We start from the raw sequence: 12772 nt of genomic DNA, 5'->3' as shown, positions 1-12772 counted from the left end.
CTTTTACAACGTACTCGCGTAAATCTGCTCTATAATATCCACTACCTTCAATCCTTCAAGCGCATTTGTTGTAATGGCCGATCTTCCTTTCAGTACATCTACCACGTTTTCTATAACATAATGATGGTTCTGCGCAGACCCCTTATATGCTCCATAGTCATTACCCGGATTGGTAGGCGCCAGTTCAGGCATGGTATAGTCTTTAACGTGACAATATTCCACTTCATTCATATATTGTCCGCCAATCTTCACCGATCCGTTTTCGGCAATAATGGTCATGGAGCTCTCAAGGTTCTGGTTCCACACAGAAGTGGAATAATTAAGCGAGCCCATACCACCATTAACAAAATCGAAACTTACAAAGCCGGAATCCTCAAACTCTGTCAGGTGGCTGTGGTTGTGGGTAGCCAATCTTGCTTTCACGTTCTCGATGTCGCCAAAGAGCCAGTACATGATATCAATAAAATGAGAAAACTGTGTGAACAGGGTACCGCCGTCGAGATCTTTTTTGCCATGCCAGCTATCTGGTTTATAATAACGCTCGTCCCGGTTCCAATAGCAGTTGAGTTGGACCATATAGATCTTACCCAATGTTCCGGAATCTACCATGTCTTTGATCCATACAGCCGGCGGAGAGTACCGGTTCTGCATCACGGCAAAAACGTGTTTATGTACATGCAGCGCCTTAAAAATTACTTTTTCTGCATCCAGCTTTTTCAGGGCAACCGGCTTTTCAATTACTACGTGTTTTCTGGCCGACAACGCCGCCAGTGCCTGTTCAGCATGAAAACCATTGGGTGTAGCGATGTTGATGACATCAGCATTAATGTCTGATTGCAAAAAATCTTCCAGGGAGTTGAAGAAAGGTACACTAAATTGATCTGCTCCAAGTTTTTCTTTGGGCTTAACATCAATGATGGCCACCAGTTCGGATTCTTCATTTCGCTGAATCATTTCTGCGTGACGTTTACCGATATGGCCGCAGCCTATAACTGCAAATTTTATTTTCTCGTCTTTGGCTACCATTATTTAATTCTTTTTACTGTGTTATTATCTAATTTATATTCCTGGCCACTTTCGGGGCAAACGGCAATATTTTCACTGTTGAACACAAGTTTGTGTCCATATTCGCTCATCCATCCTGTTTGCCTGGCCGGATTACCCACTACCAGGGCATAGTTAGGAATATTTTTTGTAACAACAGCTCCGGCTCCAATAAAGGCAAACTGACCAATATCATGTCCGCAAACAATAGTCGCGTTCGCTCCTATCGATGCCCCTGTGCCTACATGTGTTTTAGCATATTGCCCCCTTCTGTTGACAGCGCTGCGCGGATTAACGACATTCGTAAAAACGCAGGAAGGGCCCAGAAATACATCATCACCACACGTCACACCGGTATAAATGGAAACATTATTCTGTATCTTAACATTATTACCGAGCACAACTTCCGGGGATATCACTACGTTTTGGCCGATATTGCAGTTCTGTCCTATCTTACAGTTGGGCATGATATGGGAAAAGTGCCAGATTTTGGTACCAGTACCTATTGTAGACCCATCATCTACTATTGCCGTTTCGTGTACAAAAAAATCCATATCGCAATTATATTATTTAAAGAATTCCTTAATGCCGCCAATAATGTAATCCTGTTGTGCAGTATCCATTTCTGTATGAATAGGAAGCGACAGTACCGTTTGGCATAGATTTATGGTTACGTCCAGGGAACCTTCTACTCTCCCCAGTCCTTGAAATGCCTCCTGCTCATTAAGCGGAATAGGATAGTAAATCATTGCCGGAATTCCTTTTGACTCCAGAAACGTTTTCAGCTCATCACGATTCCCGGCAACTTTAAGGGTATATTGGTGAAAAACGTGCGTAGAGTTTGAAGCGCGTACAGGCACTGTGATTCCTTCAATACCGTTCAGCTGCTGATCGTAGTAATCAGCGGCTTTTCGACGTGCTGCTGAATAATCGTTCAGATACTTCAGCTTCACACCCAAAATAGCAGCCTGCAGCGTGTCCAGACGGGAGTTTACGCCGATATATTTGTGAACATATTTTTTAATCTGTCCATGGTTGGCAATGATCTGAATTTTCTCTCCCAGTTGCGCGTCGTTTGTCATGATCGCGCCACCGTCCCCGTAACAACCAAGGTTTTTAGAAGGAAAGAAGGAAGTACAGCCAATATGACCAATTGTACCTACCTTCTGTTTGCGGCCGTCACTGAAGGTATATTCAGCGCCGATGGCCTGCGCAGTATCCTCGATTACATAGAGATTATGCTCAGCCGCCAGTTTCATTATGGATTCCATGTCGGCACTCTGGCCGAATAGGTGTACCGGAACGACAGCCTTCGTTTTCGGCGTAATGGCTTTCCTGATATGTTCTGCCGTAATGTTGAATGTGCGAGGGTCAACGTCTACCATTACCGGAACAAGGCCGAGAAGACCAATCACCTCAGCAGTGGCAATATAGGTGAAAGCTGGAACAATAATCTCATCGCCGCGCTCAAGGCCCAGGGCCATCATCGCTATCTGCAACGCATCAGTGCCGTTGGCACACGGGATAACCCGGGCGGCATCCAGATGTTGTGCCAGGGAAGTAGCGAATATTTTAACAGCTGGCCCGTTGATGAATGCGGTACTTTCTATGCAATCGAGAACAGCTGCATCGATCTCCGCTTTGATTTTTTTATACTGACCTTTCAGGTCAACCATTTGAATATTTTCCATATAATTATAAACGTCCGTCTACGAGATTACGATTCAGAAATGCTTTGGTATCAAAAATAATAGTGTTGTGACCGTTCTTCAACGCTTTATAATCCAACTCCTGGAACTCGCTGTGGGATACTGCCAACACCACAGCATCATATTGTTTCTGAATACGATCTATCAGTCTGATGCCATATTCGTCCTCTACATGATCTTTATCTGCATGCGGGTCAAAGACATCCACGTTCATACCGAACTGTCTGAGTTCTTCAAAGATATCAATCACACGGGAGTTACGGGTATCGGGACAGTTCTCCTTGAAAGTGATACCCAATATCAGTGCATTGGCACCATCCACTTTATGTCCCTTCTTGATCATTAACTTAACCACCTTATTGGCAACGAACATGCCCATGTTATCGTTCACCCGTCTGCCGGATAGGATCACCTGCGGGTGATAACCCAACGCCTGCGCTTTATGGGCAAGATAGTAGGGATCCACACCTATACAGTGACCGCCAACAAGACCTGGTTTGTATTTGAGAAAATTCCATTTGGTCCCTGCCGCCTCAATAACATCGTTCGTGTCGATTCCCATTCTGTCGAATATCAATGCGAGTTCATTCACAAAACTGATATTCACATCCCGCTGAGCGTTTTCAATTGCTTTGGAAGCCTCGGCCACTTTTAAGCTGGAGGCCTTGAATGTACCTGCTTCTATGATGCTTTTGTAGAGGTTGTCCACTATCTCAGCAATTTCTTCGGTAGAGCCTGAAGTAACTTTCTTGATCTTGGTCAGCGTATTTACCTTGTCACCCGGGTTGATCCTTTCAGGCGAATAACCACAGTAAAATTCCTCATTGAATTTCAAACCTGACACCTTCTCCAGTATGGGCACACAATCCTCTTCCGTACAACCAGGATATACCGTGGATTCATAAATTACAATATCTCCTTTCCTGAGCACGCTTCCCAACATGGAAGAAGCTTTGATAAGGGGTTGCAGGTCCGGGGTCTTAAACTGATTAATCGGGGTAGGAACAGTTACAATATATGTGTTATACGCTTCAAGGTCCTTTACGTTACTGGAGAAGAAAAGTCCCATTGCGGGATTCTCCTTTCTAAGCTGCATTGCGGCATTCAGCCCGTTCAGATCGGCTTCTTTGGTATGGTCCAGACCTTGCGCAAGCTCTGCAATACGCTTCTCATTTATATCGAATCCCAAGACATCATATTTCTTTCCGAATTCAATTGCTAAGGGGAGTCCAACGTAACCCAAACCTATAACAGCAATTTTATGCTGCATTTGCTCCATAACTTTAATGTATTATAGTTTTAAAAGTTTTATTTGTTAGCATCAGCTTTCCATTATATTCTTATACAGTTTCCTAATAATTAGCCATACACAGATAAAAAAACCAGCCAGAATTCCACCGATAACAATTCCTTTTGCCTTTCCCAGTTTTTCGATCTTGAGAGGAAAGGATGGGGTGTCTACAATCTGAATAACAGGAGTTTCACGGGCCATAGCCATTTTGCTTACTTCAAGATTTCTCAGCACCTCGCCGAACATGGTCTGTAAAACCATTTTATCCCGTACCCCCAATTCCGTGGGGACAGTAGCAAGCGATTTGGCAGGATTCTGATTGATGTCCATTCTTCTGGCGATCGCATAGGATTGTTTGTTAAGCAGATGCTCAATGGAATCAGCAGTCATCTGTAGTTTATCAACGTTTGATTTAGACCGCTGAGTTTTTGTCCGGATGTAAAAGTTGGTCGCTTCCTTTACGAGATTATCGGTAAAATACTTCGAAAACGTCTCATCCGCTGATGAACATTTCACGGCAATAAAGCCCAGTTTTTTATCTGGCTTTGTTACATCCAGATTATCCTTGGTAATTTTATCATACAGGACTTTAATGATACTGTCCTGCTTCAGGCTAAACTTTTCTCTTTGCAAACCCGGAGGATAATGAAGATTCTCCAGTCCTGGTTTACCTTTCCAGGCTTTACGGAGTTCATTGGCATCAATAAAAATGTCGGCCAGCGTAATCTGTTTCCCGTCTCCTCCCTTGATTGGCGTCATGAGCGCTTTCTCAACGATCAGCCTGGACTGCAGAAATTCGATTACATTATCGCCGGAAAATACACCAGTCATTCCAGTCTCTGAAGGCATATCAATACCAATCTGGCTTGCGATACCTGCATATGCACCGAGCATCCCCCCCTTACCATCTTCTACCACAAAGGTCAGTTCTGCTACATAGGCCGGTTTCTTGTATAAAGCATAAACTAAACCCAATCCTCCTCCCAGCAAACCAACGATCAGAATAATATACTTTTTACTGAACAGGAACGAGATCCACGCTTTAATTTTCAGGATCAGGGCTTTCAGCGTCAGTTCTGACTCCAAACCACTATCTTGCTTGATCGGATCCATTTAGCTTATCCTTTATGAATTATTGAATTGTTCTTAATAACGTTACGATCACCAATGCCACCGAGGCCACACCGCTCGCCAGCCCTACCGCTTCTCCGGTACTCAGACCTTTTCTCTCCTTACGGGTGGGCACATATATTTCAGCTCCCGGCCTTACAGCAGGATAGGAGTTAAATAAAAAGACTTTCTTGGTATTCTTCACTTCGCCGTTCGCATACACGATATAACTTCGCCTTTTTAATGCCTGAGAGGTAAATCCACCCGCTCCGTGGATATAATCCTTGAATTTATACTTTCCGTCAAACCGTACCTTTTTGGGGAAGTAAACTTCTCCAAACAGCTGTACTGTCTGTAACTTTTTGGGTATCTTGATCACATCTCCTTCTTCCAGCAACAGATCATACTTCGATCCGGGATGTTTCATAATATGTTCCAGGTTAATTCCCAGCAATTGTTCCTTCCGGTCTACTGCCGCCTGTACCCGTGAAATATCTGCGCTGTCCTGCAGTTTATTGTAAAACACCTGTAGCTTGTTGGCCAGGAGCATGCTATCTCCCTCATTGATAAATGTCTTGCGCATCATCACGGCCCCTTCGGGATATGCCTCCGGGCGAAGTCCTCCCGTTCTTTTTATCAGGTCGGAAATGCGCTCTGACCGGCTGTTGATCGTATAGTCACCGGGGTATACCACCTCTCCGCTGACCATCACGTTGGCCTGTGAGGCATATGCCGGTGCTCTCCGTACTACGATTTCATCAAATGGTTGCAGCGCAAATGCCTTTGCTTCAGGATTATTACTGAGATCGGCATTGATGTCGAAACGTTGTACGATAGCCTTGGTGCTGTCTTTAGGATCATATATATTACCCCGTTTCCTGCGGGAAATCTCCACTTGCTGCAATGAAGCTGCATCAGTCAGCCCTCCGGCCATCAGGATGAGGTCTTCGAGGTGCATACTGTCAGCGTAGTTGAAGTAGCCGGGCTTATTCACTTCTCCATCTATTCTCACCTGGTATTCCTGCCGGAGATCAAACTTGGAATAGATCATTACACTGTCTTCTTTCTGCAAGTGCATGTTGGCTTTACCGGTCAGCTCGTCCTGCACGTTAAAGTTGATATAAGCAGGTGTATAATCGGCCTGCAAACGACGGATCAGGCCTCTTGACAAAGCCGCTATTTCTTTTACACCATCGGCCTTTTTTATCAGGTCTTTCACTGTCATATTATCCTCCAGCGCGTAATTACCCGGGTGAAAGACAGCGCCCGCAATAGTCACCCGGTTACTGAAACGGTTCAGGATGGAGTCAATAAAAAACTGGTCCCCGGATTTCAGTTTAAAAGACGCAATCTCGCTGGCAGGAATATTAACCACCTCCCGCTCTTTATTATTTACCCTGTATGCACGGATCACATCACGGAAAGACAAATCTGTATAACCACCGGCATAATCAAGGATATTCTGCAGCGTCTCATTGTCTTTCGCTTCAAAGATTGCCTGACGTTTCACCTCCCCGATCAGCTCCACCCGCGTTTTATAAGGATTTACTTTTACAATGTCCTGGTCCTGCAGCACAACATTATTACTAAGATCACCACGGGTCAGAAAATCATACAAGTCGAATGTCGCTATGGCAGAACCGTTACGGATGACCTGAATACTGCGGAAAGACCCATTTTCGCTGGGACCGCCCGACACATATAAGGCATTGGCCACTGTGGCCAGTGAAGGAACGGTATAGGAACCGGGGTTCATTATTTCCCCAATCAGCAATACCCGGATACTTCTGATATTGCCCAGAGAAATCTGAACCGACGTGTTCCCCGATGGGATACCACTGTAAATAGTTGCTAACTGTTTGGTGATCCGGTTTTTAGCTTCCTCCATGGTAAGACCATTCACATATACCGGGCCCAGGTTGGGAATCCGGATATAGCCTTCAGGGCTTACTTTCAGACGATGTTGCACTTCGGAGTATCCATAAACATCTATCAGAATTTCGTCGTTGGCGGCCAAACGGTAGTTGGGAGGGGTTGGCATCTTGAGGTTGGGCTCAAAAGTCAGATTTTTGTTATTGAAAAGCTCTGAACCAAAAATTCTTTTTCGTCTCCTTTCGCGTTCCTTCTCTTCACGGGTGGCCGGCTTATCTCCTTTTTCTGTGACACTGTCTTCCGTTGCTCCATCCCCCTCTACCCTGCGGTTACCAGTCTCATCCTCATTTTCCTTGTCGCTTTTGTCTTTTGACTTCTGACTTTGTTCCAGGTCTTTATCGAGTCCCAGCTGCCGAATTCTTGCCTCCAGCTTGCTGACTTCACTATCCGGGATTCCTTTTTGCTGTGCGTATGTTCCAATGTCAGAAAGAGACATATTGTTCTTTTTCATTTCCGCCACCACCTGACGAATCTGATCATCACTCAGATTGTCCACCTTCATCTGCCGGATTTGTTCTTTGGATAATACCGGATTCTGTGCAGTCACACAATAGCCAATAAACAGGAAAAGCTGTAGCAGCAATAATTTTCTGAACATGTATTAATAGGATAAAAAACTTCTCGAATACTTTCTGGAAAACAACTTTTAACGGACCATACCGCATGGGGATGGCCAAACAAGTTGCAAATCTATTAAAAATAACATATAAATGTGACAGGAATCAGATTAGCTAACCGTTTTGTTTCGAAATCGTTAGACATTATCTGATATGCGTTGAAACATCTACTGATTGTACCTGTAAGATCAGGAAAATTAAGGTACCGGCACGCCTTTAAATTAATTTTAAGTTATTTATAATATAAATATTTTTACAATTCGTTTATTTCAATATAACTGAAACATTCTCAATCCGTTTTTCACTTTTTCTCGTTAATAATAGCAGAGAGTCATGCTGATAAGAACCTGTTGTTTTTATTAAACTATCCAAATCAGCGCTTTTTATAACAGACCGGAACACTCAGAAGACCACATTTTAACTAATACACATCCTTAAACCCTTGTAAACCAATTTATTAAAATTTCGTGAACGTCCGACGCCGTGTAGTTCCGTTTCATTCAGTTAAGCCAAAACCTGAAACATGATGTCATCTGTTGAATTTAACACCTTGCTTATCGGAAACGCTGATTTCCTGAAATCCTTTGCTTTTACCCTTACCAAAGATGCTGAACAGGCCAAGGACCTATACCAGGAAACACTCTTCCGCGCACTGTCCAACCAGGAAAAATACCTGGAAGGCACCAATATCCGCGCCTGGCTCTTTACCATCATGCGCAATATTTTCATCAACCACTACCGCAAAAAAGCCAAAAACAGGATGATCGCCGAACCCAGCGTCAGCGATTTTTTCCTTAATTATCAGCAGAGCCCGACTACTAACAAAGCTGATACCAATCTCCGGATAAAAGACATACACGTGGCCGTTTACCATCTTCCTCAGATCTTCAAACAGCCATTCCTGCTCTATTACGAAGGATATAAATATTTTGAAATAGCTGATATCCTCCAGGAACCCCTCGGGACCATCAAAAGCAGGATCCACTTCGCCCGTAAAATACTCAAGACGCAGGTGCTCCGGCACTAAACGACTGTTGCGATCCTTCACGATAATAGTTATCTTGGCGAATTACCAAACAACCAAATCATCCTATAGTGACTGCATCGCAACGTTTTTTATCGCTGGACGTGTTCCGCGGATTGACCGTGGCCGCCATGATCCTGGTCAACAATCCCGGTAGCTGGGAATATGTATACCCGCCCCTGGAACATGCCAAATGGCACGGCTGCACGCCCACCGATCTCGTATTTCCCTTCTTTCTCTTTGCCGTAGGCAATGCCATGAGCTTTGCCATGAAAAAATACGCCGACGCCGGCAACGCCGCCGTCATCCGGAAAATACTCACCCGAACCCTGCTGATCTTCGGTATCGGCCTGCTGCTCAACTGGTTCCCTTTCGTAAAATGGGCCGACGGGCACCTGGTCATGAAACCACTCAGCTCCCTGCGCATCCTGGGCGTATTCCCACGGATCGCCCTTTGCTACGGCGCCGCAGCCTTCATCGTGCACTACCTGAAAGACAGGGGCGCCTTCGTGGCCGCCTGCGTCATCCTGCTCGCCTATTGGTTTGTGCTGATTGCCTTCGGCACCGGAGACCCCTACAGCCTCGAAGGCTATGCCGGCCTGCCGCTCGATAAGTTAATACTGGGAGAAAATCATATGTATAGAGGAGAAGGAGTTCCCTTTGACCCGGAAGGAATACTCAGTACCTTCCCGGCCATCTGTAACGTGATCTTCGGCTACCTCGCCGGTAAATTCATCCAGGAAAAAGGAAAAACCTATGAAATGCTCGCCCGCCTGATGATCATGGGTTGCCTCCTCATCTTCGCAGCGCTCTGCTGGGACATGGTATTCCCGATCAACAAAAAAATATGGACCAGCTCTTATGTGCTCTACACCGTAGGCATCGCACTGCTGCTGCTCTCCATCCTGATGTATGTGGTGGAATTCCGCGGACAAACCCGGTGGACGACCTTCTTCACCGTTTTCGGTAAAAATCCGCTCTTTATCTATGTACTGTCCGGCGTAGTGGTAAAATTATACCTGCTGATACACCCGGTACCCGGCCAGAACATGTACTCCTGGCTGTACCAGAGCGTATTTCAACCCATAGGGGGCAATATGGTAGGCTCTTTCCTCTTCGCCCTCTTCCATGTGTGCGCCTTCGCCGCGATCGGCTACTGGATGGACAAAAAGAAAATTTACGTACGGGTATAACCGTATACCAGCCGGTAATACCGCTCCTTCAGCCGCGACCGGAACCAGAGCGCTGTGGTTAACACCAGGACCGCCAGTGTCAGCAGGGAAGGATGCGGCCAATAGTAGTACAACGCGAAACACAAAACACTGTAACGCGCGTACTCCAGGTAAAACACCCAGCGTTTCTGCTCCATGATTGCACCGCAGTTAATCAGCGTCAGCAGGATCAGCAGGGTCACACATACCTGTACAAATACCGGCACATAATACTCCAGCAACAAGAAAATAAATAACAATGTGAGTGTGGCAGCCATCTGCCACACCACATAATTATTCAGCTTAGGCGTTTCCGTTATCGTCCGGTTCCGCAACAGGAACGATTCCTCCAGCACTTCCCGCGCAGCGGGATCTACATAGTCAGGCTTTCCGAACACTACACACAGTTTATTCCTCCAACCGCTTGCCCGCTTCACGGAATAAAACATTTCCAACAGGAAATGAAAATGCTGCCACAGGAAACTGTTGCTCTCCAGCGGTTTCGTCAGCCCGTATATCGGCTCCTCTTCTTCTTTCTGAAAAGTGCCGAACAATTTATCCCAGATGATAAAGACATCACCGTAGTTTTTATCCAGATACTTTGGATTGCTCGCATGATGCACCCGGTGGTGCGAGGGAGTTACCAGGATATATTCCAGGATACCCAGTTTACCGATCGTACGGGTATGAATGAAAAACGGATACAGCCCATGCACCAGCAACATACTGGTGATCATTGCCGGCGGAAACCCGATCACCGGCAATACCGCCCAGAAGCCGGTACGGATGAAGGCCTGGAAAACAGTGATCCTCGCCGACACGGTATAGTTGAACTCCTCGCTCTGATGATGCACCACATGCGCGCACCAGAACAACGTCACCTCATGCGCCAGCCGGTGGTACCAGTACCAGATAAAATCGGTGCATACCAGCAACGCCACCCATAGCAATACGCCCGGCTTTATATCAAACAAGGCATAATGCCGGTGCAGATAATCATACAGGAAATAAAAAAGGCCTACCGTAAAAGTGTCCAGCAGCCGCTCGGCAATGCCCACGCTGATGTTGGCCACGGAATCGTTGAACTTGAAATAGCGTTTTCCCCGCTTGTGCGCCACCAGGTACTCCAGTCCCATGAATGTCAGGAAAAAAGGAACTGCCAATGCCAGAAAATTCAAATGCACTTTGATAAAGTTTAAAATGCTAAAAATGAAAACACAGGTATCCCCGCATGGTGCCAGCCCATGTGCAGGGGTATTGAATCTCGTTATTGGTGGTAACTGGTAACAATATTAGAGAATATTTCTTTAATATCCTACTAAACTTGTAGACTACAAAAACAAAGGGCGGAAAACAGCTTTCGCCATTTCCCGCCGCTGCGACATTGCATATATCTGGTTCGTTTTCTGTTAATCTTCTGCTGGCCCGCCGTTGGCCATCCGTACCATTTTCGGCTGGAACTGCCCTACCACTTCCACCAGGTCGGCCTGCGCCGCCATCACGGTATGGATGTCCTTGTAGGCGCCGGGCGCCTCGTCCAGTCCGCCGCCGATCAGCGTTACGCCGTTATCCTGCAGCATTTTCCGCATCTCCTCACCGCTGATGGAAGCGATGGCTTTGGTACGGGACATCTGCCGTCCGGCGCCATGCGACGCGGAATGCAGGCTGGTGGTTTCTCCTTTGCCACGTACAATAAAGCCAGGAGCGGTCATAGAACCCGGTATAATACCCAGCACACCTTTCTCGGCGGGAGTAGCGCCTTTACGGTGCACGATCAGCTCTTTACCATGATGCACTTCTTTCCAGGCGAAGTTATGGTGGTTCTCCACCCGCGCCAGCATCGTTGCGCCCATTTCAGCGATCAGTCTTTTATGGATCAGGTGATGACACGCAGAAGCGTAGTCACCGGCAAGATTCATCGCCAGCCAGTATTCCTGTCCGGCTTCTGTGTCCAGGTCCAGCCAGGCCAGATGCTGCGCATCTTTAGGCAGTACGCACAGCTCTTTCGCCAGCCGGGTATAATGCCCGGCTACCTGGGCGCCCAGGCCACGGGACCCTGAGTGCGACAGCAACGCTACGTAATCGCCCGGCGCCAGGCCCCATTCGTTATGGGCGTCCGTGATCGACACCACGCCCCACTCCACGAAGTGGTTACCGGAACCGGAAGTTCCCAGCTGCCCCGCAGCTTTCGCCTGCAGGGTACGCAGTATCTGAATTTCCTTGAACTCGTCTCTTTCCAGTACGGGGTCCTCATCGTTCCTTTTCCATTCAGCACCAGCACCGAATTTGGTTTTGTATTTCAGCGCTTTCTCATACTGACTCGCTTTCGTCGTCAGGCTGTCCACCGGCAGGTCCACGATGCTCAGGCACATACGGCATCCGATATCCACGCCTACACCGTAAGGAATAACGGCGTTCTCCGTGGCCAATACGCCACCGATAGGCAGGCCATAGCCCTGGTGGGCATCCGGCATCAGCGCACCGGCTACGGCAACGGGTAAACGCACCGCGCTGTTCAGCTGCCGGATGGTACCTTCTTCAATAAAGCCGGCGCCGAAAACGGCATAATCCACCGGCTTCTCCCGCAATGGTATTATCTCCGGACGCGCCTCCGGGACCAAAGCAAGGGCCACCTGCGCCCATACCGCATCTTCGGTATAAGCCGCCGGGTCCGCCAGTACTTTGGCCAGTATCGTTGTTATCTCTTCCGCTGTAGCCGTTGCATAATATTGGGCAATAACGTCAATGGATATACTGATTACAGGTCCCTGCGGATAACCCAGGGCGCGTAATTGTTTTCCGGTCATTTTCAATTCAGACATAATGGGGGTGTT

At 46.9% G+C, this 12772-nt stretch carries 10 protein-coding genes; 2 read left to right on the top strand and 8 right to left on the bottom strand.

Annotation, left to right across the window (positions count from 1 at the left end; translation table 11 throughout):
* Positions 1-3: 3 nt before the first annotated feature.
* From B5D63_RS17220 to B5D63_RS17195, 6 genes are read right to left on the bottom strand one after another with little or no spacing between them, the layout of a single operon-like run.
* The gene (locus B5D63_RS17220; protein WP_078670006.1) at positions 4-1026 is read right to left on the bottom strand and encodes a Gfo/Idh/MocA family protein; all 1023 of its coding nucleotides are present in this window, start codon (positions 1024-1026) and stop codon (positions 4-6) included.
* Entirely contained in the window at positions 1026-1598 is a 573-nt protein-coding gene (locus tag B5D63_RS17215; RefSeq protein ID WP_078670005.1) for an acyltransferase, read from the bottom strand. Before B5D63_RS17215 ends, B5D63_RS17220 begins: the two co-directional genes overlap by 1 nt.
* A 12-nt stretch (positions 1599-1610) precedes the next feature.
* Positions 1611-2735, bottom strand: coding sequence for a DegT/DnrJ/EryC1/StrS family aminotransferase (locus B5D63_RS17210; RefSeq protein ID WP_078670004.1), 1125 nt, complete (start codon positions 2733-2735; stop codon positions 1611-1613).
* Between the two features lie 4 nt (positions 2736-2739).
* Positions 2740-4032, bottom strand: a complete 1293-nt coding sequence (locus tag B5D63_RS17205; RefSeq protein ID WP_078670003.1) for a nucleotide sugar dehydrogenase — start codon at positions 4030-4032, stop codon at positions 2740-2742.
* A gap of 42 nt (positions 4033-4074) precedes the next feature.
* Entirely contained in the window at positions 4075-5157 is a 1083-nt protein-coding gene (locus tag B5D63_RS17200) for a Wzz/FepE/Etk N-terminal domain-containing protein (RefSeq protein ID WP_078670002.1), read from the bottom strand.
* A 19-nt stretch (positions 5158-5176) separates the two neighbouring features.
* Entirely contained in the window at positions 5177-7684 is a 2508-nt protein-coding gene (locus tag B5D63_RS17195; RefSeq protein ID WP_078670001.1) for an SLBB domain-containing protein, read from the bottom strand.
* Positions 7685-8229: 545 nt separating this feature from the next.
* Here B5D63_RS17195 and B5D63_RS17190 point away from each other — a divergent pair.
* Complete coding sequence (locus B5D63_RS17190; RefSeq protein ID WP_078670352.1) at positions 8230-8730, top strand: RNA polymerase sigma factor; 501 nt, start codon at positions 8230-8232, stop codon at positions 8728-8730.
* 68 nt (positions 8731-8798) lie between these two features.
* Positions 8799-9920 carry an acyltransferase family protein gene (locus B5D63_RS17185; protein WP_235021558.1) on the top strand — a complete coding sequence of 374 codons (1122 nt, stop codon included), beginning with the start codon at positions 8799-8801 and terminating at the stop codon, positions 9918-9920.
* Here B5D63_RS17185 and B5D63_RS17180 read toward each other — a convergent pair.
* Positions 9905-11122 carry a sterol desaturase family protein gene (locus B5D63_RS17180; RefSeq protein ID WP_078669999.1) on the bottom strand — a complete coding sequence of 406 codons (1218 nt, stop codon included), beginning with the start codon at positions 11120-11122 and terminating at the stop codon, positions 9905-9907. The two genes, B5D63_RS17185 and B5D63_RS17180, sit on opposite strands and share 16 nt — an antisense overlap.
* Positions 11123-11347: 225 nt before the next feature.
* Positions 11348-12760 (bottom strand): RtcB family protein, encoded by a 1413-nt coding sequence (locus tag B5D63_RS17175; RefSeq protein WP_078669998.1) that lies wholly within the window; start codon positions 12758-12760, stop codon positions 11348-11350.
* Positions 12761-12772 lie beyond the last annotated feature (12 nt).

This window comes from Chitinophaga eiseniae, from assembly GCF_900167135.1.
Classification (GTDB): domain Bacteria; phylum Bacteroidota; class Bacteroidia; order Chitinophagales; family Chitinophagaceae; genus Chitinophaga; species Chitinophaga eiseniae.
Note: the sequence above shows the minus strand (reverse complement) of the source record. Positions and strands in the feature narration are given on the sequence as shown.